We start from the raw sequence: 23,445 nt of genomic DNA on the forward strand, positions 1-23,445 counted from the left end.
AATACGCGCAAAAGCATCGCACCGCAGACCATCGGTCGAACACTGCTTTTCAGCCACTATAAGCGGAGCGTCATACACGATTAGTGAATACGGAATCCACCAGGCCGTAGTCTACCGCCTCGTTGGCGGAGAGGAAACGGTCGCGCTCCGTGTCTCTTTCTATCACTTCAAGAGGCTGACCCGTATGTTTCGCCAGCAATTCATTCATTCTGGCTTTTACTTTCAATATCTCTTTGGCGTGAATTTCAATATCCGTCGCCTGCCCCTGGAATCCGCCCAGCGGCTGGTGAATCATTACCCGTGAGTTGGGCAGGCAGATACGTTTGCCTTTCGCGCCCGCCGCCAGCAGGAACGACCCCATGGAACAGGCCTGTCCCATACAGATGGTGCTGACGTCCGGCTTGATAAACTGCATGGTGTCGTAGATGGACATCCCGGCGGTAATCACGCCCCCAGGGGAGTTAATGTACAGGAAAATGTCTTTTTCCGGGTTTTCGGCTTCCAGAAACAGCATCTGCGCCACAATCAGGTTCGCCATATAATCTTCCACCTGGCCGGTCAGGAAGATGATCCGTTCTTTCAGCAGACGGGAATAGATATCGTAAGAACGCTCCCCACGCGAGGTTTGCTCAACCACCATCGGCACCAGGGCCATGTGGGGTGCTTGTGTTTCTTGTTCGCCACTGTATGACATTCACGTCTCCTAGATAAAATACGTCCGCGCCGTTATTACCCGATTCTACTTGAGATAAATGATGATGACCATGCTCATGCATTGGTTCGCTCATCTGTGGGACAACGGGATTCACCAGAGTTCCCCGGACGACGGACTTCTCTGTTCACTTACTGGGGGTAGCCGCACCGCTTTTCAAGCTTACACTATCGATTGTTTTATATTAAAGCGTTATCAGCAGCCGGTTTTTACCCGCTCTTTTATAGTAGTGCAATTTAAGCCGTCGCGTTTGACCGCCGGCGGCGGGTTACCCATATCATGCACATAGAAAAAAAGCCCGAGCCGGAAGGCCACGGGCTTTGTTGACCGGGAAACGCGTTCCCGGATACGACAGCAAAACGATGCTTATGCCGCTGTTGTCTGCGTCTGGTTCATCAATTCGTTAAAACTGACGGATTTCTCAACCACTTTGGCATTGGCGAGCAGCGTTTCAACCGCCTGTTCTTCCAACGCGACGTTACGCATGTTATTCAGCAGCTCTTTGTTCTTGCTGTAGAATTCGATCACTTCCTGCGGATCTTCATACGCGGAAGCCATCTCTTCGATCAACGTTTTAACCCGCTCTTCGTCAGCTTTCAGCTCGTTGGTGCTGATCACTTCGCCCAGCAACAGGCCGACAACCACGCGACGCTTGGCCTGTTCTTCGAACAGTTCGCGCGGCAGCTCCAGCGCCTGCTTTTCGTTGCCGCCGAAACGCTGTGCGGCCTGACGGCGCAGAACGTCAATTTCGCCGTCGATCAGCGCGGCGGGAACGTCGATTTCATTTGCCTTGACCAGACCGTCGATAACCTGGGTTTTCACCCGGTTGCGCACCGCGCCTTTCAGCTCGCGCTCCATATTCTTGCGGACTTCGGCGCGCAGGCCTTCCTGAGAACCGTCTTCCACGCCGAAACGCTTGATAAACTCTTCGGTCAGTTCAGGCAGTTCACGCTCTTCCACTTTCTTCAGGACGATGGCGAATTTGGCCGCTTTACCCTTCAGGTTTTCCGCGTGGTAGTCTTCCGGGAAGTTGACGTCGATGGTGAATTCTTCACCGGCCTTGTGGCCGACCACGCCGTCTTCAAAACCCGGGATCATGCGGTTCTGGCCCATCGCCAGCACGAAATCGGACGCTTTGCCGCCTTCGAACTCTTCACCGTCGATGGAACCGGTGAAATCGATGGTCACGCGATCTTCCGCCGCGGCGGCGCGATCGGTTTCTTTCCAGGTAGCCTGCTGCTTACGCAGCGTCTCCAGCATGCCGTCGACGTCGGCTTCGGTGACTTCAACCACCGGCTTTTCGACTTCGATGGCGTCCAGATCTTTCAGCTCCACTTCCGGATAGACTTCAAACTCAACGGAGTAAGTGAAGTCTTCGCCCAGTTTGTATTCGCCCGGAACGTAGTTCGGCGCGCCGACCGGGTTAATCTTTTCCTTGATGATGGCATCAACGAAATTACGCTGCATCAAATCGCCCAGCACGTCCTGACGCACGGAGGCACCATAACGCTGAGCAACAATATTCATCGGCACTTTGCCTTTGCGAAAGCCGTCAATACGTACTTTTTTGGCCACGTTGACCAGCTCGCTCTTAACCGCACTCTCAATGCTGTCAGCAGCCACGGTAATCGTTACACGGCGCCCAAGGCCTTGAGTGGTTTCAACAGAAACTTGCATCTTGTTACCTCAAAAAATCACAGTGCTCGGTCAACCCCAAAACTATTCTCACAACAGCAAAGCCCTTTCGCCCCGTGCCGGCAGGCACCTGGTTGAAAAAAGCCTCACAGAACCGGGACGGCCGTCATGCTGTTACCAGACCCTGTTCCCTGTAGTCAGAAGCGTCCCGAATACATTCCGGAAAAATAGACGCGGCATTATAGCGATATAGATAGGATGAGTCGAGGACGGCGGGCAGACTATTCAACGGGGCATACGCACTTTATATCAATAACCCGTCGCGCAACGGGTTATACCGATGATTACGAGGTGATGCCGGCGCCGCCGCAGGGCGGCGAGGAAGGCACGCTATTCTGCAAGCTCCCCCACTCTTTTACCGAATAGGTATGCAGCGCCAGGGCGTGCACCGTGCTCGCCAATTCCGCGGCCAGTACGGCGTAAATGGCCCGGTGGCGTCCCAACACCCGCTCCCCCGCGAACCGTTCGCTGACGATCACCACCTTGAAATGGCTTTCCGAGCCCGCGGGCACATTGTGACGATAGCTCTCATCTATCACTTCCAGGTGGAGCGGTTCGAATTCCACACGCAATTTTTCTTCTATCGTTTTACGCATCATACGGCTACCCTTTCGGCTTTGGAGAAGTTCGGTATCAGCTCAGCATCGCAGGCGGCTTGACATGCCCCCGCTCCCTTCAATCTTAGCTGTTTTTCAAACTGTTATGGCACAGCGACGCGGCCGCCGATAGCTAATAAACAGCAATACAATGTCATATTTTCGGCAGCGCGGAGATGATGAAAAGCGATTTTGCCCGCGCAATGGCATGAAAAAGACAAATTTCAGAACAATTTACCCGCACTCGCTCTTTCCCCGCACCGCGGCGATGATATGATATCAGCAATTTTTATCAGCTCACCACCCTAATCATTACCGAGAAAATACCAATGTTAAAAAAACTATTTTTCCCGCTTCTGGCCGTACTGCTGCTTGCTGGTTGCGCAAACAAGAGTAATACGCTCAACATTACGCCCCAGATCGGCCTGCCCGCGCAGGATCCGACGCTGATGGGCATCACCATCAGCATCAACGGCGCCGACCAGCGCGCCGACCAGGCGCTGGCGAAGGTAAACCGCGACGGACAGCTGATTACCCTGACGCCATCGCGCGACCTGCGTTTCCTGTTGCAGGAGGCGCTGGAAAAACAGATGACCGCCCGCGGCTATATGATCGGCACCGGCGGCCCGGTGGCGTTACAGATCGTGGTAAACAACCTGTATGCTGACGTATCCGAAGGCAACCTGCGCTACAACATCACCACCAAGGCCGATATCTCTATCCTCGCTCAGGCCAACAACGGCAATAAACAGGTGAAAAACTACCGGGCGACCTACAGCGTCCAGGGCGCTTTCACCGCCAATAATCAGAATATCACCAATGCCGTCAACACGGTGCTGGCCGATGTGATCAGCGAGATGGCGCAAGACACCAGCGTCAGCACCTTTATTAAAGAAAACGCCCGTTAATCTTTTTATTCCGCTTCCTTTGCTCTTCGGAGCAAGGGAAAGGACCTTTCATGCTTAGTCGTATCGTAAATCTGTTCAGCCAGCGTAATTCACTGTTTCTGCTGTTGCTGGGTTTTGCCTCCGGTTTACCGCTGGCGTTAACCTCCGGCACATTGCAAGCCTGGATGACGGTGGAAAACGTCGACCTGAAAACCATCGGATTTTTCTCTTTGGTCGGTCAGGCGTACGTATTCAAATTTCTGTGGTCGCCGCTGATGGATCGCTATACCCCGCCTTTTCTCGGCCGGCGCCGGGGATGGCTGCTGCTCAGCCAACTCTCGCTGGTCGGCGCGATTATCGCCATGGGGTTTATGAATCCGGCGGACCACCTGTGGTGGCTGGCCGCGCTGGCGGTGCTGGTGGCTTTCTGCTCGGCCTCGCAGGATATTGTTTTCGACGCCTATAAAACCGACCTGCTCCCCGCCAAAGAGCGCGGAACCGGGGCCGCGGTTTCGGTATTGGGCTATCGGCTGGCCATGCTGGTCTCGGGCGGCCTTGCCCTGTGGATTGCCGACCGCTTATTGGGCTGGCAGGCGACGTACTGGCTGATGGCGGGCTTAATGCTTATCGGCGTGTTTTCCACCCTGCTGGCGCCGGAGCCGCATAACAGCCAGCCCGCGCCCCGCACGATGGAACAGGCTATCGTTGCGCCCTTGCGCGACTTTTTCGGCCGCAACAACGCCTGGCTGATCCTGCTGTTGATTGTGCTGTATAAATTGGGCGACGCCTTCGCCATCAGTTTAACCACCACCTTCCTGATTCGCGGCGTCGGCTTTAACGCCGGCGATGTCGGCCTGGTCAACAAAACGCTGGGGTTGTTCGCCACCATAGTCGGCGCGGTTTATGGCGGATTGCTGATGCAGCGGCTGACGTTGTTCAGGGCGTTGATGCTGTTCGGCATTCTGCAGGCGGTGTCCAACGCCGGCTACTGGCTGTTGGCGATCACCGATAAAAATATCTTCACCATGGCCGGCGCCGTTTTTCTGGAAAACCTGTGCGGCGGGATGGGAACCGCGGCGTTCGTGGCGCTGTTAATGACGCTGTGCCACAAATCGTTTTCCGCGACGCAGTTTGCCCTGCTCTCGGCCCTTTCCGCGGTGGGACGGGTGTATGTCGGCCCCATCGCCGGCTGGTTCGTCGAAGCGCACGGCTGGGCGTGGTTTTATCTGTTCTCCATCGTCGCCGCCTTGCCGGGCCTGTTTCTTTTAATGGTCTGCCGCGGGACGCTGGAATACACGCAAAAAACCGACGCCTTCCTGTTGCGCAACGCCTTTCCCGGCTACTACGCCGCGGCGCTGCGCACGCTCGCCGCCGGTTCGTGCCTGCTGGGGCTGTGGCTGGCGCTGCTGGTCGCCAACGCCATGGCGTGGACGACCCTGCCGCTGCTGGCCGATTACCTGCTGATGGCGGGGGGCGGACTGGCGCTGCTGGGCATTGTGCTGGGCAGCCTGCTGGACTATCTTTCTCTGCGCTCGCCCGCCGCCCGACCGGCCGAGCGGCGGCCAAGGGGATAAAAGCGCCTTATTGTGGGCTGTTATCCCCTTATTAAATTATTTTTTTGTTAATAGTCTGGTAAGGAAATGATTTATTTCACAGCGCCAAACATTTGCTGCGAAATAATCTTGCTTTTTGAGCCAAATGTGTCCTGTAGCAAAAATTTCTGCTGGCGGGAAAATAAAAGTCGCTATGGGTTGTAATTTTTTATTATCAATCCATACTTTTGCCTGGGTAAAACGATAATTACCTGTTTTTAAATGTCATTTTTTATTTACCGCTGCCTTTGTGACATTCAGTGCCAAAAGCGGCAACAACCGACTGACATAGCCTTAATCATGTTTACAGTACAGTAACCTTCCCGTAAAATGCCCGCTCGCGTAAAATGACAATAGAGCCCTTGTAATTGAGGTCGCTAGATGAGACTCAGGAAATACAATAGAATTTTTGGGATGTTGTCTTTATTTGCAGCTACAGCACTGCTCAGCGGCTGCGATATGGCATTGATGAATCCCAAAGGACAGGTCGGGTTGGAACAACGATCGTTAATACTGACGGCCATCGGCCTGATGCTGATCGTTGTCATTCCCGTCATCATCATGACCATCGCTTTCGCCTGGAAGTTCAGAGCTTCCAATGAGAAAGCAAAGTACACGCCCAATTGGTCCCACTCCAACAAGATCGAAGCTGTTGTCTGGACAGTGCCAATAATCATAATCGTTATTCTTGCCGCGATTACCTGGAAGACGACCCATTCGCTTGATCCTTACAAGCCTTTGGAATCCGACGTTAAGCCAATTAATGTCGAGGTGGTTTCCCTTGACTGGAAATGGCTGTTCGTCTACCCGGACCTGGGCATCGCCAGCGTTAACGAGCTAGCTTTCCCGGCAAACGTGCCCGTCGCCTTTAAAATCACCTCCGACTCGGTGATGAACTCCTTCTTCATTCCGCGCCTCGGCGGGCAGATATACGCCATGGCCGGCATGCAGACCAAGCTGCATCTGATCGCTAACGAACCTGGGAAATATGACGGGATATCCGGCGGCTATAGCGGAAAAGGCTTCTCCGGCATGAAGTTCACCGCCATCGCCACGCCGAGCCAGCAGGAGTTCGACCAGTGGGTGGCGAACGTCCGCGCCTCGTCCAAGACGCTCAACAGCATGGATGAGTTCAATAAGCTGGCCCAGCCGAGCGAATTCCATCCGGTGGAATATTTCTCCGCCGTTCAGCCGGATTTGTTCAGGAATATTATTCGCAAATTCACAGGCAACGACATGAACATGCAGCATCATGGTGAAGGCATGAAGCACGATGAAAACATGCGGCACGGTGAGAGTATGAACATGGGCGAGCATGGCTCGCACCAAGGAGCCGAGGGATAATACGATGTTCGGAAAACTTACACTTGATGCGGTTCCGTATCATGAACCCATTATCATGGTCACCGTGGTGGCGATCATCGTCGGCGGCCTGGCGCTGCTGGGGGCGATAACCTATTTCGGCAAGTGGAAATGGTTATGGACCGAATGGTTTACCTCGGTAGACCATAAAAAGATCGGCATTATGTACGTTATCGTCGCGCTGGTGATGATGATCCGCGGCTTTGCCGACGCCATCATGATGCGCGGTCAGCAGGCGCTTGCCTCCGCCGGCGAAGCCGGCTTCCTCAACGCCCATCACTACGATCAGATCTTTACCGCGCACGGCGTGATCATGATTTTCTTCGTGGCGACGCCGTTCGTGGTGGGATTGATGAACCTGGCGGTGCCGCTGCAAATCGGCGCCCGCGACGTCGCCTTCCCTTTCCTGAACTCGCTGAGCTTCTGGCTGTTCGTGGTCGGCGTTATTCTGATCAACGTCTCCCTCGGGGTCGGCGAATTCGCCCAGACCGGCTGGGTGGCTTATCCGCCGCTTTCCGGTAAGGAGTACAGTCCCGGAGTCGGGGTCGATTACTGGATATGGAGTTTGCAGATATCCGGCTTGGGCACCACGCTGACCGGCGTCAACTTCTTCGCCACCATCATGAAAATGCGCGCGCCGGGCATGACGCTGATGAAAATGCCGGTATTTACCTGGACGGCGCTGTGCACCAACGTGCTGATTATCGCCGCATTCCCGATACTGACCGTAACCATCGCGCTGCTGACGCTGGACCGTTACCTCGGCACCCATTTCTTTACCAATGATATGGGCGGCAACATGATGATGTACATCAACCTCATCTGGGCCTGGGGTCATCCGGAAGTTTACATTCTGGTGCTGCCGGTATTCGGTATCTATTCCGAAGTGGTGGCCACGTTCTGTAAAAAACGGCTGTTCGGCTATACCTCGCTGGTGTGGGCGACCATCGCCATTACCGTACTGTCGTTCGTTGTCTGGCTGCACCACTTCTTCACCATGGGCTCCGGCGCCAACGTCAACGCCTTCTTCGGCATCGCCACGATGATTATTTCCATCCCCACCGGGGTGAAAATCTTCAACTGGCTGTTCACCATGTATCAGGGCCGCATTCAGCCGCACTCCGCCATGCTGTGGACCACCGGCTTTATCATCACCTTCTCCATCGGCGGGATGACCGGGGTACTGCTGGCGGTGCCGGGCGCCAACTTCGTGCTGCACAACAGCCTGTTCCTCATCGCCCACTTCCACAACGTGATTATCGGCGGCGTGGTATTCGGCTGCTTTGCCGGCATCACCTACTGGTTCCCGAAAGCCTTCGGCTTCACCCTCGACGAAACCTGGGGCAAACGCGCGTTCTGGTTCTGGATCATCGGCTTCTTCGTGGCCTTTATGCCGCTCTACGTGCTGGGCTTTATGGGCATGACCCGTCGCTTGAGCCAGCAGATTAACCCGGAGTTCCATCCGCTGCTGCTGGTGGCTTCCGGCGGCGCGCTGCTGATCGGCATCGGCGTGCTGTGCCAGGTGATGCAGTTCTACGTCAGTATCCGCGATCGCCACCAGAACCGCGACCTGACGGGCGACCCGTGGGACGGCCGGACGCTGGAATGGTCGACCTCTTCTCCGGCGCCGTTCTATAACTTCGCCACCGTGCCGCAGGTTCACGAACGCGACGCATTCTGGGACGACAAAGAGAAAGGCGCAGCCTATAAGCGCCCCGCCGGTTACGAAGCGATCCATATGCCGAAAAACACCGGCGCCGGCGTGATCATCTCCGCATTCAGCCTGGCGTTCGGTTTCGCCATGATCTGGCATATCTGGTGGCTGGCGATTATCGGCTTCGCCGGAATGGTCGTGACCTGGATCGTGCACAGCTTTAATCAGGACGTGGACTACTACGTTCCGGTTAAGGAAATCGAGCACATCGAGAATCAGAATTTTGATCAAATCAGCAAAGCAGGTCTGAAACATGTCAACTGAAACTCTGACTAACCATAGCGCAGCCCATGCCGAGCATGGGCACCACGATGCGGGGGCCACCAAGGTATTCGGCTTCTGGATCTACCTGATGAGCGACTGCATTCTGTTTGCGTCCCTGTTCGCAACCTATGCCGTGCTGGTTAATGGTACCGCGGGCGGTCCGACGGGGAAGGACATTTTCGAACTGCCCTTCGTGCTGGTGGAAACCTTCGCCCTGTTGTTCAGCAGTATTACCTACGGCATGGCGATGATCGCCATGAACAAGGGCGACAAGTCGCGGGTGAATCTCTGGCTGGGGCTGACCTTCCTGTTCGGTCTGGCGTTTATCGCCATGGAAATCTATGAATTCCATCACCTGATCGCCGAAGGTTACGGCCCGGATCGCAGCGCTTTCCTGTCGGCATTCTTCGCGCTGGTGGGCACGCACGGCATCCACGTTACCGCCGGTCTGATCTGGCTCGTCATTATGATGGCGCAGGTCGCCGGACGCGGCCTGACCGCCACCAATAAAACCCGTCTGATGTGCCTGAGCCTGTTCTGGCACTTCCTTGACGTGGTCTGGATTTGTGTCTTCACCGTTGTTTACCTGATGGGGGCGATGTAATGAGTCATTCAACAACCGATCATGCAGGCGCCAGCCACGGTAGCGTCAAATCCTATCTGATAGGTTTTGTTCTGTCCGTTATCCTGACCGCGATCCCTTTTGCGATGGTAATGGCCGGTTCAGCCTCGCATAACGTCATCATACTGACCGTCGTGGGATGTGCGGTTATCCAGATTCTGGTTCATCTGGTGTACTTCCTGCATCTGAGTTCCGCCTCGGAAGAGCGCTGGAACGTGGTGGCCCTTGTGTTTACCGTCCTGATTATCGCCATTGTCGTCGCCGGTTCCATATGGATTATGTGGAACACGCACGCCAACATGATGATCCAGTAACCGAGCCGTAAAAGATGATTAAATACCTGCAAGTCACCAAACCGGGAATTATTTTCGGTAATCTGATTTCTGTTATCGGCGGATTTCTCCTCGCCGCGCAAGGCAGCATTGATTACCCCCTGTTTCTTGCCACGCTGTTTGGGGTATCGCTGGTGGTTGCGTCGGGTTGCGTATTCAACAACGTTATCGACCGCGATATCGACAAAAAAATGGAGAGAACCAAGAATCGGGTTCTGGTAAGGGGACTGATCTCGCTGAAGGTAACCCTGGTTTACGCTTCTCTGCTGGGTATTGCCGGCTTCGCGCTGCTGTATATCGCCGCCAATCCGCTGGCCATGTGGCTGGCGGTGATGGGCTTCGTGGTTTACGTCGGCGTTTACAGCCTGTATATGAAGCGTCATTCGGTTTACGGCACGCTGATCGGCAGCCTGTCCGGCGCCGCGCCGCCGGTTATCGGCTACTGTGCCGTCAGCAATCAGTTTGATGCGGGCGCATTGATTCTGCTGCTGATTTTCAGCCTGTGGCAGATGCCCCACTCCTACGCGATCGCCATTTTCCGCTTTAAGGATTACCAGGCCGCCAATATTCCGGTGCTGCCGGTGGTAAAAGGCATTTCCGTGGCGAAGAACCATATCACGCTGTATATCCTGGCGTTTATGGTCGCCACCCTGATGCTGTCTCTCGGCGGCTACGCCGGTTACAAATATCTGGTGGTCGCCGCGGCGGTCAGCGTGTGGTGGCTGGGGATGGCGTTGTCAGGCTATAAAAACGCCAATGACGACCGGGTATGGGCGAAAAAGCTGTTTATGTTTTCCATTGTCGCCATTACCTCGCTGAGCGTGATGATGTCCGTCGACTCCATCGCGCCGGCGCGGGAAGTATTGCTGACCTATTTGCGTTAATCATCGGCACGCCGATCAACCAAACCTCCCGGCTTTTACCCCCCCCCCAACCCTCCCCTTCGCCGGGGAGGGCATCAATGCCAAATCACGTAACAAACCTGTCGTTTACGCAGTGGCGAATAACGCACTAGAATAGCGCCGACGGTTTTCCAGAGGTATCAATGAACGACAACAAAATGACCCCCGGCGAGCTGCGGGCGACATGGGGCCTGGGTACGGTATTTTCGCTGCGCATGCTCGGCATGTTTATGGTGCTGCCGGTGCTGACCACCTACGGCATGGCGTTGCAGGGCGCCAGCGAGTCGCTTATCGGTATTGCCATCGGCATTTACGGCCTGATGCAGGCGGTTTTTCAGATCCCTTTCGGCCTGATGTCGGATCGCGTCGGCAGAAAACCGTTAATCGTCGGCGGACTGCTGATTTTTGCCCTGGGCAGCGTTATCGCCGCCCTCAGCGACTCCATCTGGGGCATTATTCTCGGCCGGGCGTTGCAGGGCTCCGGCGCCATCTCCGCCGCGGTGATGGCATTGCTCTCCGATCTCACCCGCGAACAAAACCGCACCAAGGCGATGGCCTTTATCGGCGTCAGCTTCGGCGTCACCTTTGCCATCGCCATGGTGGCAGGGCCCATCGTGACCCATGCTTTCGGCTTGCAGGCCCTGTTCTGGGGCATTGCCGCGCTGTCGCTGCTGGGAATAGCGATCACCCTGGCCCTTATCCCCGAACCTCCGGCTCACGTGCTGAATCGGGAATCGGCCATCGTGCGCGGCGGTTTGCGCAAGGTTTTAGCCAATAGCCGCCTGCTGAAGCTGAATTTCGGCATTATGAGTCTGCATATTCTGCTGATGTCGAGCTTCGTGGCGCTGCCGCGCGTGATGGAACAGGCCGGGCTGGCGCCGCAGGATCACTGGAAAGTCTATCTGGTCACCATGCTGATTTCCTTCGCCGGCGTGGTGCCGTTCATTATCTACGCCGAGTTGAAACGGCGCATGAAGCAGGTGTTCGTCGGCTGCATTCTGGTGCTTATCGCCGCCGAGCTGACGCTGTGGGCGGCGGGCAATCAGCTGTGGCAGATTATTGTCGGCGTGCAGCTGTTCTTTCTGGCGTTTAACGTGATGGAAGCCCTGCTGCCGTCGCTGATCAGCAAAGAATCGCCCGCCGGATACAAGGGAACCGCGCTGGGCGTTTACTCCACCACCCAGTTTCTCGGCGTGGCTATCGGCGGCAGTCTGGGAGGCGCGCTGTTCGAGCATTACGGTGCGGCGGTGGTGTTCGCGGCGGGCGCGGGCATCGCCGCGCTGTGGCTGCTGGTGGGTTTCACCATGCGCGAGCCTCCCTACCTCAGCAGCCTGAGAATTACGCTTTCCGATTTCGCGTTGCGCAACGGCGATCTCGAACAGAAAATGCGCACCCAGCCCGGCGTGGCGGAGGTGATTATCGTCCCCGACGAGTACAGCGCCTACGTCAAAATCGATAATAAGAAAATCAGCAGACGGCAGTTGGAAGAGCTGGTCGCCCGGCCCTAGCTCCCGCGGGCGGGCGTCCCGTCCCTTTTCTGTACGGCTGTGCGGCCCGCTATCCGCTAACGCCCGCCTGCTCTTGCAGCCAGCGTTGCAGCAATTCGCCGTCCGCCGACATCTCGATGTCCTGCCGCACGCACAGGTGGTAATCCCGTCCGTCTTCAATCGGCAGATCGAACAGTTTCACCAGTTCGCCGCTGTGCAGAAAACGCTCAATCAGCGGTTCGCGCATCAGCGCGCATCCCAGCCCAGCCTGCAGCCCCGCCAGCGTCAGCAGGCCGTCTTCGAACAGCGGCCCGGTGCTGCGCGGCGGACGCCTGACGTTCTGCGCCTGAAACCACTGCATCCAGGTCGAGCGCTCCTCATCGTGCAGCAGCGGCAACTGCAGCAGCTGTTCCGGCTCGTCGATATGGCCGTGAACGCGCAGAAATTCGCGGCTGCAAACCGGCACCATCTTGCCGGACACCAGCTTCTCGCTGCGATATCCCCCCCACTGCCCGCCGCCGAAACGGATCGACATATCGGAGGCATCGCTCAGGTAATTGCGATGGTTGGCGTAGACCACGTTGATATCGGTTTGCGGATTGGCGCGCAGAAAGTCCGGCAGCCGCGGGATAAACCACCCCATGCCGAACAGCGGGATCAGGCTGATGGTCACCTGGCGGGACTGGGCGTGCTCCAGCACATGTTCGGTCGCCTGGCGCAACACGGTAAACGCGGAACGAATCGAGCGATAGTATTCGCGCCCCTCATTCCTCAGCATCAGCCGCCGCCCCTGGCGCTCCGTCAGCGGCATTTGCAGAAAGGTCTCCAGCGTTTTCAACTGGTGGCTGACCGCCGAGGGAGAAATGTTCAGCTCCCGCGCCGCCGCGGTAATGCTTCCCAGCCGGGCGATAGCTTCAAAAACCCGCACCGCCCGCAGCGGCGGATCGTTGGGCAGGCGGCCGTCCTCGCCTAATCCGCCCTGCAGCAATTGTTCTATTTTATTCATCTGTTGAATTTTTCATCGGTGAAATAATCACACCATAGATTATTAATCATTAATTTTCAATCTGTTAGTTATCCACACTTTTATTATAAGAAATGTTTTTTGCGTATTTCACAGTTTAATTCAGATATTGGATGTTAAACGGGCGATATGAACCCGGCGGATGACGATGTGGATACTCTACTGCAACAACTGATTAATGGCGTGATGCTCGGCAGCATCTACGCGCTTGTCGCGCTGGGCTACACCATGGTGTACGGCATTCTACGCATTATCAATTTCGCCCACGGCGATATTCTGATGGTCGGCGCGCTGACCACGCTCTCCGGCCTGCGCCTGCTGGAACAGTACGCGCCGGGCATGCCGCCGCTGCTGGCGCTGGCGCTCGCCCTGCTGGCGGCGATGACGGTCTGCGCGCTGGTCGCCGCGGCGATAGAACGCTTCGCCTATCGCCGCTTGCGACAGGCCCCGCGCCTGGCGCCGCTGATCAGCGGGATTGGCGTGTCGCTGCTGCTGCAAACCTTCGCCATGCTGATCTGGTCACGCAATCCGCTGATGTTTCCGCAGATTCTCCCCATGGACCCGATTGCGGTGACGGCGGGCGACGCGCAACACCCGCCGGCGGTGATTACCGTCACCGGGCTGGTTACCGTCGGCCTGGCGCTGGCGGTCATGGTCGCGCTATTGCTGCTGGTGGAACACAGCCGTCTGGGGCGCGCCATGCGCGCCACGGCGGAAAATCCGCAGGTCGCCAGCCTGATGGGCGTTAACCCCAACCGCGTCATTACCCTCACCTTCGCCATCGGCGGCGTGTTCGCCGCTCTGGCGGGCGTGATGATGGCCAGCAACTACGGCAACGCCGGCTTTTCGATGGGTTTTCTCCCCGGCATCAAAGCCTTTACCGCCGCCATCCTGGGCGGCATCGGCAACCTGCGCGGAGCGATGCTCGGCGGACTATTGCTGGGCATTATCGAATCCCTGGGCGCCGGTTATCTCGGTGAACTCACCAACGGCGCGTTCGGCAGCAACTATCAGGATGTCTTTGCCTTTATGGTGCTGATCCTGGTGCTGGTATTCCGCCCCTCCGGCCTGCTCGGCGAGCGGCTGGCCAACCGCGCATAGGAGCGACGATGAGCGAAACAACCTTTAATGGCGGCCGCCCTGCCCGCGCCACGGCGCGACGCCGGCTGCATCTCGGCCTGGCGCTGTTTATCGCCGCGCTGCTCGTCGCGCCCTGGGTGGCCGGCGGCCTGGGCGGCAACTACTGGGTGCGGGTGATCGACTTCACCCTGCTGTATATCATGCTGGCGCTGGGGCTGAATATCGTGGTGGGCTTTACCGGTCTGCTGGATATGGGCTTTATCGCCTTCTACGCCGTGGGCGCCTATCTGGCCGCGCTGCTGGCGTCGCCCCATCTGGTCGGCGCGTTTCCGCTGCTGTTGCACTATTTCCCGAACGGGCTGCACTTTTCCATCCTCCTGCTGCTGCCGCTCTCCGCCGCGCTGGCGGCGCTGTGCGGCATAGCGCTGGGGGCGCCCACGCTGCGCCTGCGCGGCGATTATCTGGCCATCGTCACCCTCGGTTTCGGCGAAATTATCCGCATCCTGATGCGCAATCTCGATCGTCCGATCAATATCACCAACGGACCGAAAGGGATTTCCGGCATCGATACCCTGTCGCTGTTCGGCGTCAAATTCAGCGGCGTCCACCAGCTGTTCGGCGTCAAAATCCCGGCGCTGTACCTGTGGTACTACCTGCTCGCGGCGATAGTCATCGCCATTGTTTTTATCTCCCTGCGCCTGCAGCACTCCCGCGTGGGGCTTGCCTGGGCCGCCATCCGGGAAGATGAGGACGCGGCGCGCGCCATGGGCATCAACGCGCGTAATTACAAGCTGCTCGCCTTTGCCATCGGCGCCGCTTTCGGCGGCGTGGCGGGTACGCTGTTCGCCTCCTTTCAGGGCTTCGTCTCCCCGGAGTCCTTCACGCTGCACGAGTCCATCGCCGTACTGGCGATGGTGGTGCTGGGCGGGATGGGACATATCCCGGGGGTGATAGTCGGCGCGATTCTGCTCTCGGCGCTACCGGAGTTCCTGCGCAGCCATGCCGCGCCGCTGCAACAGTCGCTGTTCGGCGCGGTGCTGATCGACCCGGAAATCCTGCGCCAGCTGTTTTACGGTCTGGCTCTGGTGCTGGTGATGCTGTTCCGCCCGGCGGGACTGTGGCCCGCCCGTCATGGGGAGGGGAAATCATGACGCTGTTGTCCATTCGTCACCTCAGCAAACGCTTCGGCGGGCTGGTGGCGGTAAACGACGTTTCTCTCAGCGTCGAACGGCATGAGATCTACGGTTTGATCGGTCCCAACGGCGCCGGGAAAACCACCTGTTTCAACCTGATCACCGGCCTGTATCAGGCCGACGGCGGCAGCTTTATGCTGGAAGATAAGCCCTATAATCCGCGGTCCATCGAAAAGGTCACCCGGGCCGGCATCGCCCGCACCTTCCAGAATCTGCGGCTGTTCAATGAGATGAGCGCGCTGGAAAACGTGATGGTGGGGCGCCATGCGCGCACCCGCAACGGCGTATGGGCGGCCGTCTGCCGCCACCGCCGCGCCCGCGCCGAAGAGCGGGAAACCCGCGAACTGGCCCATTACTGGATGGACTATGTCGGCATCGCCCAATTCGCCCACTACCGCGCCCGCGATCTGGCCTATGGCCATCAGCGCCGCCTGGAAATCGCCCGCGCCCTGGCCACCGACCCCAAATTGCTGGCGCTCGACGAGCCCGCCGCCGGCATGAACGCCGGCGAAAAAGTGGCGCTACAGGCGCTTGCTGGCGCGCATCCGCGACGACGGAAAAACCATTCTACTTATCGAGCACGACGTCAAGCTGGTGATGGGGCTGTGCGACCGCATCAGCGTGCTGGATTACGGCAACGTGATCGCCGAGGGCGATCCGCAGACGGTGCGCCGCCATCCGGCGGTGATCAAAGCCTACCTCGGAGGCCATGCCCATGTCTGACGTTTTGCTGCAGGTGGAACGGCTCGGGGTGAATTACGGCGGTATTCAGGCGGTGAAACAGATTGATTTCACCATCCGCGAAGGCGAACAGGTGACGCTGATCGGCGCCAACGGCGCGGGTAAAAGCTCCACCGTGCGGGCGCTGGCCGGGCTGCAGCCTTACACCGGCTCGGTCATTTACCGCGGGAGTCCTGCCCGCCATCAAAAAACGCCGCCGGAGCAGTTACTGCGCCGGGGGTTGGTGATGGTGCCGGAAGGACGCGGCATCTTTCAGCGCATGACGGTGCTGGAAAACCTGCATATGGGCGCCTGGCTACGGCGCGATAACGCGCAGATAGGCCGTGAAATCGAACGGCTTTTCGCGCGTTTTCCGCGGCTTGGCGAGCGCCGCCACCAGCCCGGCGGCCTGCTTTCCGGCGGCGAACAGCAGATGCTGGCGCTGGCCCGCGCGCTGCTCAGCCGCCCTCGCCTGCTGATCCTCGACGAGCCCTCCATGGGGCTGGCGCCGCTGATGGTGGAAAACATCTTCGAGGTGATCCGCTCGCTGCGCGCGGATGGCGTGACGCTGCTGCTGATTGAGCAGAACGCCCGGCTGGCGCTGGAGGCGACCGATCGCGCCTGGGTGCTGGACAGCGGCGTCATCGCCCACAGCGGCAGCTCGGCCGACCTGCTCAACGACCCGACGATCCAACAGATTTACCTGGGCGAATAGCCCGTTTCTGCGACCAACATCAAGGACTACCTATGAAAACAGCAACCTTAAGCATGATTCCAGCGGCGCTGATGCTGCTCGGACTGTCGGCCGCCGCGCCCGCTGCGGCGGCGGACGAAACCCTGGTCATCGGCCTTGCCGGACCGCTTACCGGACCCTCGGCGCGCATCGGCAAGGATCTGGAAAACGGCGCACAGTTGGCCATCGATGACGTTAACCGGCAAAAACCACATATCGGCGGCAAGGCCGTCACCTTCAAGCTACAGTCGGAGGACGACCAATCCGATCCGCGTACCGCCGTGGCGGTGGCGCAGCGATTGGTGGACAGCGGCGTAGCGGGCGTGGTGGGCCACTGGAATACCGGCACCAGCATTCCGGCGGCGCGTATTTATCACGATGCCGGCATCGCCCAGGTGGCGCCGGTCGCCACCGGACACGCCTACACCCGGCAGGGTTTCGACACCAGTTTCCGGGTGATGGGGCATGACGACGACGGCGGCGCTTATGCCGGGCAGTACGCGGTGCAGGTATTGAAAGCGAGCCGCGTCGCGGTTATCGACGATCGCACCGCTTTCGGGCAGGGACTGGCGGACGAGTTCGTCAAATCGCTGGAGTCTCAGGGGGTAAAGATCGTCGATCGCCAGTATGTGGATGATAAAACCGTCGATTTCAGCGCCGTGCTGACGGCGATCCGCAGTAAGAACGTCGACCTTATCTTCTTTGGCGGCGTAGACAGCCAGGCCGCGCCGCTGGCCAGGCGCATCAAACAGCTGGGCATCAACGCCACGCTGATGGGCGCCGGCGGTTTCGTCAGCCAGACCTTCCTGCAGTTGGCGCAAAAGGAAGGCGAAGGCGTGGTGGCGCTGGAGCCGGGCCTGCCGGTGGAGCAGATGCCGGGCGGGAAAGCCTTTGAACAGGCTTACCGCGACCGCTATCACACCCATATCGAACTGCACGCCCCGTTCGCCTATGACGCCACCCAGACGTTGATCGCCGCCATCCGCGAGGCCGACTCCATCGACGCCGCCGATTATCTGCCGAAACTGCGCGCGATCTCGCATCAGGGCGTCACCGGCGTCATCGCTTTTGACGGCGAAGGCAATCTCAAAAACCCGTCGTTCACGGTTTATAAAGTCGTGGACGGCAAATGGCAGCCGCAAACGGTATTGGGCGGCAGCCGGCAATAAGTTGACGTAAAGCGGTAACGAAATGAGGCAATGCGATGAGCTGTAAGCAAAACGAGCCGGGTATTCTGGCCCGTCGCCGTATCGAGGCGGAAATCATCAAACCGATCTATCAGGTTCTGGTGCGGGAAGTGGGCAAGGCCCGCGCCCAGGCGATCATCGGCGAGGCCATCGAACAGGCCGCCATTGACGCCGGGCGCGAGTTTGCCCGCCAAGAGCCGGAGGGCGCGGATTTGCAAAGCTTTATCGCATTGCAGTATCTGTGGGAAAAAGACGACGCGCTGGAGGTCCGGGTGATCGACAGCGACGAGCAACGCTACGACTACGATGTCACCCGCTGTCGCTACGCCGAGATGTATCACCAGATGGGACTGGGAGAGATCGGCCATCTGCTCTCCTGCGCGCGCGATGAGAAATTTATCGTCGGCTACGCGCCGGAGGTGGAACTGCGACGCACCACCACCATCATGTGCGGCGCGGCGCGCTGCGACTTCCGTTACCGGGTGAAAAAAAAGGAAGAAAAATAATGAGCACGCTACAAATCAACGCTCAGCGCCTGTGGCATACGCTGGAAACCATGGCGCGCTACGGCGCGACCGCCAACGGCGGCGTTACCCGCCTGTCGCTGAGCGCAGAGGATAAACAGGCGCGCGACCTGCTGCGCGGCTGGGCGGAAGAGGCCGGTTTCTTCTGCCGGGTGGACCGGCTCGGCAATATGTTTATGCGCCGAGCGGGCCGCAATCCGGACCTGGCTCCGGTACTGACCGGTTCGCACGTCGACTCCCAGCCGCTTGGCGGCCGCTTTGACGGTATCTACGGGGTGCTCGCCGGCCTTGAGGCGCTGCGCACGCTTAACGACCACGGCATCGAAACCGAACGCGCCATTGAGCTGGTGAACTGGACCAACGAAGAGGGCGCCCGCTTCGCGCCGGCGATGCTCGCCTCCGGCGTCTGGGCCGGGGTCTTCACGCCGGAATTCGCCCTGGCGCGCAGCGATGGCGACGGCGTGACGGTAGCGCAGGCGCTGCAGGCCATCGGCTACGCCGGCACGCAGCCGGCCGAGGCGTATCCGCTGCACGCCTGTTACGAACTGCATATTGAACAAGGGCCGATCCTGGAAGCCGAGGGGCTGGATATCGGCGTGGTTTACGGCGCGCAGGGACAGCGCTGGTACGAGGTCGCCATCGACGGATTCGCCGCCCACGCGGGAACCACGCCGATGGAGCGCCGGCGCGACGCGCTGTGCGGCTTCGCCGAACTGGTGAGCGCCGTCGAGCGTATCGGTCATGATTTCTCGCCCGACGGCCGCGCCACCGTCGGCATGGCGCAAATCACCCCCAATTCGCGCAATGTGGTGCCGGCGCGGGTGTTTTGCAGCGTGGAGTTCCGCCATCCGCAGCAGGCGGCGCTGTTGGCCATGGAACAGGAACTGCAGCGGGCGGTGGACAAGCTGACCGATCGCCGGCTGAGCGTCGATCTGCGCCGCATTTTCGACTATGCGCCGATAAGCTTTGATGCGCACTGCGTCGCGCAGGTGCGTCAGGCGGCGGACAGGCTGAATTACGCCAGCCGGGAGATGGTGTCCGGCGCCGGACATGACGCCTGCTATATCAACCGGGCGGCGCCCACCGCGATGATTTTTATCCCCTGCGTGGCGGGCGTCAGCCATAACGAAGCGGAGAATATCTTGCCCGAGTGGAGTGAAAAAGGCGCCAACGTGTTGCTGCACGCGGTATTGGCGTCGGCGCAGGAGCGATAGCGCGCGGCGCGGTGGAAACCGGAGGTCGCCTCCTGGCGTTCTCCGGCGCGGTTATGCGGCGCCGCGCCCTGAGGGATTAATCGCGGAAGTTGGTGAACTGGAAAGGCTGCCCCAGGTCCGCGCCGCGCACCAGGGCCATGGCCCCTTGCAGATCATCGCGGGATTTCCCGGTCACCCGCACCTGCTCGCCCTGAATCTGCGCCTGCACCTTCAGTTTGCTGTCTTTAATCAGCTTGACGATTTTTTTCGCCTGCGCGGTTTCAATGCCCTGCTTCAGTTTGGCGTCTACGCTGTAGGTTTTACCGCTGTGATCCATCTCTTCCGGGATCTCCAGCGCGCCCCCTTCAATACCGCGCTTCAACAGTTTTTCACGCAGGATATCGATCAGTTGCTGAACCTGAAAATCCGACTCGCTGGCGGCTTTGATGCTTTGTGATTTTTCATTCAGTTCAAAGCTGGCCGGCACGTTGCGAAAATCCCAACGGGTACCCAGTTCACGGGTGGCGTTTTCCACCGCATTGCGCACTTCCTGCATATCAATTTCCGAAACAATATCGAAAGATGGCATAATCGGTCTCCTGACAAATTTGGCTGACGAGCATAATAACCCCTCCTGGCAAGAAACAAAATTCCGGGAGAAGTTTTTGACCATTGACAAAGTAAGCATTCGTAATACTGACCCCAAATCCGTCATTCCTGCGCAGGCAGGAATCTTTCTGATATCAATGTATCAGTTGAAAGCAGATCCCCGCTTTCGCGAGGATGACGGTGGAGATGAGGGGGATTGTCAGCAACCTCAAACTTCCGGGAGAAAAAACGCCTGGAGCGTTTTTAACGCCGCTTGCGGCGGCCCGCCAGGGATGGCAGGTCACAAAATGCGTCTCGACGTCAGAATTATTGCGCTTGGAAGTCACTCCGTTACAATTAATGATTAGCCTGCTAAATGGATATTGATACGCATCATGACCTATGATTGGCGGTTTCCCGAGTCAAAATAAGGGAGAATCCTATGAAAATAACCGTTCTTGGTTGCGGCGCTATCGGGCAGTTGTGGCTCGCCGCCCTGCACCGGCAAGGCCACGACGTTCAGGGGTGGTTACGTATTCCGCAACCTTTTTGCCCGGTCAATGTCACCCGGTTGGACGGGCGGCACAGCAACCTTAATTTGACCGCCAACGACCCCGAGCATCTGGCGCAGAGCGAGTTATTGCTGGTCACCCTAAAGGCCTGGCAGGTTTCCGATGCCGTGCGCAACCTGCTGCCGAAGTTAAACCCCGCCTGCACTATTTTGCTGCTGCATAACGGCATGGGCGCGCGCGAAGAGCTGCCGCCGCTGCGGCAACCGCTGATTTTGGGCATCACCACCCACGCGGCGCGGCGCGATGCCACCACCGTGGTGCATACCGCCGCCGGGACCACCCATATCGGCGCGATCGGCAATAACGACGACGCGCCGAGCCATTTTGCCGAAATACTGCATCAGGCGCTGCCCGACGTGGCCTGGCATAACGATATCTCCGCCACCTGCTGGCTGAAGCTGGCGGCCAACTGCGTGATTAATCCCTTAACGGTTATCCATCAATGCACCAACGGAGAATTGCGCGCCTACCCGCAGCAGCTTATCTCCCTTTGCCAGGAAATCGCCGCGGTGATGGAACGGGAAGGCTTCCACACCTCGGCGGACAGCCTGCTGATCTACGTTAATCAAATCATTCACAACACCGCGGCCAATACCTCTTCCATGCTGCAGGACATTCTGGCGCAACGTCATACCGAAATTGACTATATCACCGGTTACCTGCTGCGGCGGGCGCGTATCCACGGCCTGGCCGTTCCCGAAAACAGCCGTCTGTTTGAGGCCATCAAGCATAAGGAAAACGAGTATGAGCGCATCAGTGCTGGTATGTCTGGCTCCTGGTAGCGAGGAAACCGAAGCGGTCACCACCATCGACCTGCTGGTCAGAGCGGGCATTCAGGTTACGCTTGCCAGCGTCGCCAGCGACGGCGACCTTGAAATCACCTGCTCGCGCGGCGTCAGGCTGCTGGCCGACGCCCCGCTGGTGGCGGTGGCGGATCGCCATTTCGACGCCCTGGTGCTGCCCGGCGGATTACAGGGCGCCGAATGCTTCCGCGACAGCCCGGTGCTGGTGGAGTGTATCCGCCAGACGCATCAGGAAGGAAAAATCGTCGCGGCGATGTGCGCCACCCCGGCGCTGGTGCTGGAATATCACCAGCTTTTCCCCATCGGCAATATGACCGGCTACCCCGCGCTGCGCGATAAGATCGCGCCGGAAAAATGGCTGGAAAAACGCGTGGTGTACGATCCGCGCGTCAGCCTGCTGACCACCCAGGGACCGGGCACCAGTATGGATTTCGCCCTGAAGCTGATCGACCTGCTGCTGGGCAAGGCGAAAGCGGCGGAGGTGGCGGCGCAGTTGATTCTGCCGCCCGGTATCTACAATTATCAGGACTGATTGCCGCCCTGCGGGGCCGCCGCCTCCTGGCGGACCGCCAGCGGATTGGCCGCTTGCAGCAGAGTGTAGAGCGCCTGCGGGTCGATGGCCTTGCAGATCCCCTGCGGTTTTTGCATAGCGGCGTCTTCCGCCGCCAGCATGGCGTTAATCACCGCCTCATGGGTGCTTGCCACCGCCGCCTGATAGATCGGGTCGAAACACTCGTCGTTCAGGTAGCGAAAAGATTGATGCGCCTGCGCCACCTGCGGCAGCGGAGCGGCGTTGGCGGTGCTGAACGCCAGAAAGATATCCCCGGAGTTATTGCCGCCGGGGCTGCCGGACTGCGATATTCCCAGCCCGGCGCGCCGGGCCAGACGCTGTAGCTGATGGGGCATCATCGGCGCATCGGTCGCCAGAATAACGATAATTGAACCGCGCTCCTGCCGCAGCGCCTCCGGCAGTTCGTCATCCAGCAGGGTGCCCAGCGGAACGCCAAACAGAGAAAACCACGAGCGCTGTCCGTAATTCGCCTGCACCAGCGCGCCCAGGGTGTATTCTTCACCGTCGATAGCGAAGCGGCGCGACGAGGTCCCGGTGCCGCCTTTAAAGCCGTAGCAAATCATCCCGTTCCCCCCGCCCACGTTGCCTTCGGCCAGTGGGCCGCCGTGGGCGGAGTTCAGCGCCGCCAGGGCATCGTCGACCGTGACATGCAAACCGTTGATATCATTAATCACGCCATCATAGGTTTCGGCGACCACCGGCATCGCCCAGATATGGTGCCGTTCCCAGGTTTCACGGTATTGCTCAATCATCCAGCGCACGGCGGCCTGGTGCACGGTGCCGGTTGAGTGCGTATTGGTCAGGCAGATCGGGCCGACGAAATAGCCCCCGTCCTTAATCCAGTGCGTCCCCGTCATCTCGCCATTGCCGTTAAGGGCATGACAGCCCGCCCACACCGGCTGCGGCTCGCGTTGATACCCGCGCGGCAACAGCGCGGTAACGCCGGTTTTAATCTGTTTCCCGCCGCTGCTGACGCCATTGATGGTCCGGTAGCCGACCATCACCCCCGGCACGTCGGTAATCGCGTTATGGGCGCCCGTTGGACCGTCGAAGCGTAATCCTAACTGACGAGCTCTTGTTTTTGACATAAAT

The 23,445-nt window shown here is 58.7% G+C and carries 23 protein-coding genes and 1 pseudogene; 18 read left to right on the forward strand and 6 right to left on the reverse strand.

Features of this window, described 5'->3' with window-relative positions; genetic code table 11:
• Positions 1–70: 70 nt before the first annotated feature.
• The 3 genes from clpP to bolA form a co-directional block, all read right to left on the reverse strand.
• On the reverse strand, positions 71–694 hold the full coding sequence (gene clpP, locus MFP24_RS09655; protein ID WP_136165238.1) for an ATP-dependent Clp endopeptidase proteolytic subunit ClpP: 624 nt from the start codon (positions 692–694) through the stop codon (positions 71–73).
• Positions 695–1,078: 384 nt separating this feature from the next.
• Entirely contained in the window at positions 1,079–2,389 is a 1,311-nt protein-coding gene (gene tig, locus MFP24_RS09660; protein ID WP_249230017.1) for a trigger factor, read from the reverse strand.
• Between the two features lie 302 nt (positions 2,390–2,691).
• The gene (bolA, locus tag MFP24_RS09665) at positions 2,692–3,006 is read right to left on the reverse strand and encodes a transcriptional regulator BolA (protein WP_136165236.1); all 315 of its coding nucleotides are present in this window, start codon (positions 3,004–3,006) and stop codon (positions 2,692–2,694) included.
• A gap of 326 nt (positions 3,007–3,332) precedes the next feature.
• Here bolA and MFP24_RS09670 point away from each other — a divergent pair, with 326 nt between their 5' ends.
• From MFP24_RS09670 to MFP24_RS09705, 8 genes are all read left to right on the forward strand, one after another.
• Entirely contained in the window at positions 3,333–3,911 is a 579-nt protein-coding gene (locus tag MFP24_RS09670) for a lipoprotein (protein WP_136165235.1), read from the forward strand.
• 50 nt (positions 3,912–3,961) lie between these two features.
• Positions 3,962–5,464, forward strand: coding sequence for a muropeptide MFS transporter AmpG (ampG, locus tag MFP24_RS09675; RefSeq protein WP_249230016.1), 1,503 nt, complete (start codon positions 3,962–3,964; stop codon positions 5,462–5,464).
• 399 nt (positions 5,465–5,863) lie between these two features.
• Positions 5,864–6,826, forward strand: a complete 963-nt coding sequence (gene cyoA, locus MFP24_RS09680) for a cytochrome o ubiquinol oxidase subunit II (RefSeq protein ID WP_249230015.1) — start codon at positions 5,864–5,866, stop codon at positions 6,824–6,826.
• 4 nt (positions 6,827–6,830) lie between these two features.
• Positions 6,831–8,822 carry a cytochrome o ubiquinol oxidase subunit I gene (gene cyoB, locus MFP24_RS09685; protein ID WP_249230014.1) on the forward strand — a complete coding sequence of 664 codons (1,992 nt, stop codon included), beginning with the start codon at positions 6,831–6,833 and terminating at the stop codon, positions 8,820–8,822.
• Positions 8,812–9,426 (forward strand): cytochrome o ubiquinol oxidase subunit III, encoded by a 615-nt coding sequence (locus tag MFP24_RS09690; protein WP_249230013.1) that lies wholly within the window; start codon positions 8,812–8,814, stop codon positions 9,424–9,426. Before cyoB ends, MFP24_RS09690 begins: the two co-directional genes overlap by 11 nt.
• Complete coding sequence (locus MFP24_RS09695) at positions 9,426–9,758, forward strand: cytochrome o ubiquinol oxidase subunit IV (protein WP_249230012.1); 333 nt, start codon at positions 9,426–9,428, stop codon at positions 9,756–9,758. Before MFP24_RS09690 ends, MFP24_RS09695 begins: the two co-directional genes overlap by 1 nt.
• A gap of 14 nt (positions 9,759–9,772) precedes the next feature.
• Positions 9,773–10,660: a heme o synthase gene (cyoE, locus tag MFP24_RS09700; protein WP_136165229.1), complete on the forward strand. Its 888-nt coding sequence runs from the start codon at positions 9,773–9,775 to the stop codon at positions 10,658–10,660.
• Between the two features lie 161 nt (positions 10,661–10,821).
• On the forward strand, positions 10,822–12,186 hold the full coding sequence (locus MFP24_RS09705; protein ID WP_249230011.1) for an MFS transporter: 1,365 nt from the start codon (positions 10,822–10,824) through the stop codon (positions 12,184–12,186).
• A gap of 49 nt (positions 12,187–12,235) precedes the next feature.
• Here the strand turns inward: MFP24_RS09705 and MFP24_RS09710 are convergent, their stop codons facing one another.
• Positions 12,236–13,171, reverse strand: a complete 936-nt coding sequence (locus tag MFP24_RS09710) for a LysR substrate-binding domain-containing protein (RefSeq protein ID WP_249230010.1) — start codon at positions 13,169–13,171, stop codon at positions 12,236–12,238.
• Between the two features lie 168 nt (positions 13,172–13,339).
• Between MFP24_RS09710 and MFP24_RS09715 the strand changes: the two genes are divergently transcribed.
• The 7 genes and pseudogenes from MFP24_RS09715 (at position 13,340) to MFP24_RS09745 (ending at position 19,840) form a co-directional block, all read left to right on the forward strand.
• Positions 13,340–14,290, forward strand: coding sequence for a branched-chain amino acid ABC transporter permease (locus MFP24_RS09715; RefSeq protein ID WP_249230009.1), 951 nt, complete (start codon positions 13,340–13,342; stop codon positions 14,288–14,290).
• Positions 14,291–14,298: 8 nt separating this feature from the next.
• Positions 14,299–15,420, forward strand: coding sequence for an ABC transporter permease subunit (locus tag MFP24_RS09720; protein ID WP_249230008.1), 1,122 nt, complete (start codon positions 14,299–14,301; stop codon positions 15,418–15,420).
• Positions 15,417–16,185: pseudogene (locus tag MFP24_RS09725) on the forward strand (ABC transporter ATP-binding protein). The gene MFP24_RS09720 and the pseudogene MFP24_RS09725 overlap by 4 nt, the downstream one beginning before the upstream one ends.
• Entirely contained in the window at positions 16,178–16,897 is a 720-nt protein-coding gene (locus MFP24_RS09730; RefSeq protein ID WP_249230007.1) for an ABC transporter ATP-binding protein, read from the forward strand. The pseudogene MFP24_RS09725 and the gene MFP24_RS09730 overlap by 8 nt, the downstream one beginning before the upstream one ends.
• 32 nt (positions 16,898–16,929) lie before the next feature.
• Positions 16,930–18,084 (forward strand): branched-chain amino acid ABC transporter substrate-binding protein, encoded by a 1,155-nt coding sequence (locus MFP24_RS09735; protein ID WP_249230006.1) that lies wholly within the window; start codon positions 16,930–16,932, stop codon positions 18,082–18,084.
• A 35-nt stretch (positions 18,085–18,119) separates the two neighbouring features.
• Positions 18,120–18,608, forward strand: coding sequence for an L-2-amino-thiazoline-4-carboxylic acid hydrolase (locus MFP24_RS09740; protein WP_249230005.1), 489 nt, complete (start codon positions 18,120–18,122; stop codon positions 18,606–18,608).
• Entirely contained in the window at positions 18,608–19,840 is a 1,233-nt protein-coding gene (locus MFP24_RS09745; RefSeq protein WP_249230004.1) for a Zn-dependent hydrolase, read from the forward strand. Before MFP24_RS09740 ends, MFP24_RS09745 begins: the two co-directional genes overlap by 1 nt.
• A 76-nt stretch (positions 19,841–19,916) precedes the next feature.
• On the opposite strand, the gene MFP24_RS09750 is transcribed toward MFP24_RS09745, so the two are convergent.
• Positions 19,917–20,408, reverse strand: coding sequence for a YajQ family cyclic di-GMP-binding protein (locus MFP24_RS09750; RefSeq protein ID WP_249230003.1), 492 nt, complete (start codon positions 20,406–20,408; stop codon positions 19,917–19,919).
• 76 nt (positions 20,409–20,484) lie between these two features.
• On the opposite strand from MFP24_RS09750, the gene MFP24_RS09755 reads away from it, so the two are divergent.
• The 3 genes from MFP24_RS09755 to yajL all read left to right on the forward strand — a co-directional run bounded on the left by MFP24_RS09755 (position 20,485) and on the right by yajL (position 22,314).
• Entirely contained in the window at positions 20,485–20,775 is a 291-nt protein-coding gene (locus MFP24_RS09755) for a hypothetical protein (RefSeq protein ID WP_249230002.1), read from the forward strand.
• A gap of 74 nt (positions 20,776–20,849) precedes the next feature.
• Positions 20,850–21,761: a 2-dehydropantoate 2-reductase gene (gene panE / locus MFP24_RS09760; protein WP_249230001.1), complete on the forward strand. Its 912-nt coding sequence runs from the start codon at positions 20,850–20,852 to the stop codon at positions 21,759–21,761.
• Positions 21,724–22,314: a protein deglycase YajL gene (gene yajL / locus MFP24_RS09765; protein WP_249230000.1), complete on the forward strand. Its 591-nt coding sequence runs from the start codon at positions 21,724–21,726 to the stop codon at positions 22,312–22,314. The genes panE and yajL overlap by 38 nt, the downstream gene beginning before the upstream one ends.
• On the opposite strand, the gene MFP24_RS09770 is transcribed toward yajL, so the two are convergent.
• Positions 22,305–23,441 carry a DmpA family aminopeptidase gene (locus tag MFP24_RS09770; protein ID WP_249229999.1) on the reverse strand — a complete coding sequence of 379 codons (1,137 nt, stop codon included), beginning with the start codon at positions 23,439–23,441 and terminating at the stop codon, positions 22,305–22,307. The genes yajL and MFP24_RS09770 overlap by 10 nt on opposite strands.
• Between the last annotated feature and the right edge of the window lie 4 nt (positions 23,442–23,445).

The organism is Brenneria tiliae, assembly GCF_023347575.1.
Taxonomy (GTDB): domain Bacteria; phylum Pseudomonadota; class Gammaproteobacteria; order Enterobacterales; family Enterobacteriaceae; genus Brenneria; species Brenneria corticis.

Excerpts from the sequence above, each read along its gene's own strand:
- MFP24_RS09720 (WP_249230008.1), top strand. The coding sequence starts at position 14,299 with ATGAGCGAAACAACCTTTAATGGCGGCCGCCCTGCCCGCGCCACGGCG.
- MFP24_RS09690 (WP_249230013.1), top strand. The coding sequence starts at position 8,812 with ATGTCAACTGAAACTCTGACTAACCATAGCGCAGCCCATGCCGAGCAT.
- cyoE (WP_136165229.1), top strand. The coding sequence starts at position 9,773 with ATGATTAAATACCTGCAAGTCACCAAACCGGGAATTATTTTCGGTAAT.
- MFP24_RS09710 (WP_249230010.1), bottom strand. The coding sequence starts at position 13,171 with ATGAATAAAATAGAACAATTGCTGCAGGGCGGATTAGGCGAGGACGGC.
- yajL (WP_249230000.1), top strand. The coding sequence starts at position 21,724 with ATGAGCGCATCAGTGCTGGTATGTCTGGCTCCTGGTAGCGAGGAAACC.
- MFP24_RS09695 (WP_249230012.1), top strand. The coding sequence starts at position 9,426 with ATGAGTCATTCAACAACCGATCATGCAGGCGCCAGCCACGGTAGCGTC.
- MFP24_RS09770 (WP_249229999.1), bottom strand. The coding sequence starts at position 23,441 with ATGTCAAAAACAAGAGCTCGTCAGTTAGGATTACGCTTCGACGGTCCA.
- cyoB (WP_249230014.1), top strand. The coding sequence starts at position 6,831 with ATGTTCGGAAAACTTACACTTGATGCGGTTCCGTATCATGAACCCATT.
- bolA (WP_136165236.1), bottom strand. The coding sequence starts at position 3,006 with ATGATGCGTAAAACGATAGAAGAAAAATTGCGTGTGGAATTCGAACCG.
- MFP24_RS09745 (WP_249230004.1), top strand. The coding sequence starts at position 18,608 with ATGAGCACGCTACAAATCAACGCTCAGCGCCTGTGGCATACGCTGGAA.
- MFP24_RS09750 (WP_249230003.1), bottom strand. The coding sequence starts at position 20,408 with ATGCCATCTTTCGATATTGTTTCGGAAATTGATATGCAGGAAGTGCGC.
- cyoA (WP_249230015.1), top strand. The coding sequence starts at position 5,864 with ATGAGACTCAGGAAATACAATAGAATTTTTGGGATGTTGTCTTTATTT.
- MFP24_RS09670 (WP_136165235.1), top strand. The coding sequence starts at position 3,333 with ATGTTAAAAAAACTATTTTTCCCGCTTCTGGCCGTACTGCTGCTTGCT.
- MFP24_RS09735 (WP_249230006.1), top strand. The coding sequence starts at position 16,930 with ATGAAAACAGCAACCTTAAGCATGATTCCAGCGGCGCTGATGCTGCTC.
- panE (WP_249230001.1), top strand. The coding sequence starts at position 20,850 with ATGAAAATAACCGTTCTTGGTTGCGGCGCTATCGGGCAGTTGTGGCTC.
- clpP (WP_136165238.1), bottom strand. The coding sequence starts at position 694 with ATGTCATACAGTGGCGAACAAGAAACACAAGCACCCCACATGGCCCTG.
- MFP24_RS09705 (WP_249230011.1), top strand. The coding sequence starts at position 10,822 with ATGAACGACAACAAAATGACCCCCGGCGAGCTGCGGGCGACATGGGGC.
- MFP24_RS09730 (WP_249230007.1), top strand. The coding sequence starts at position 16,178 with ATGTCTGACGTTTTGCTGCAGGTGGAACGGCTCGGGGTGAATTACGGC.
- ampG (WP_249230016.1), top strand. The coding sequence starts at position 3,962 with ATGCTTAGTCGTATCGTAAATCTGTTCAGCCAGCGTAATTCACTGTTT.
- tig (WP_249230017.1), bottom strand. The coding sequence starts at position 2,389 with ATGCAAGTTTCTGTTGAAACCACTCAAGGCCTTGGGCGCCGTGTAACG.
- MFP24_RS09740 (WP_249230005.1), top strand. The coding sequence starts at position 18,120 with ATGAGCTGTAAGCAAAACGAGCCGGGTATTCTGGCCCGTCGCCGTATC.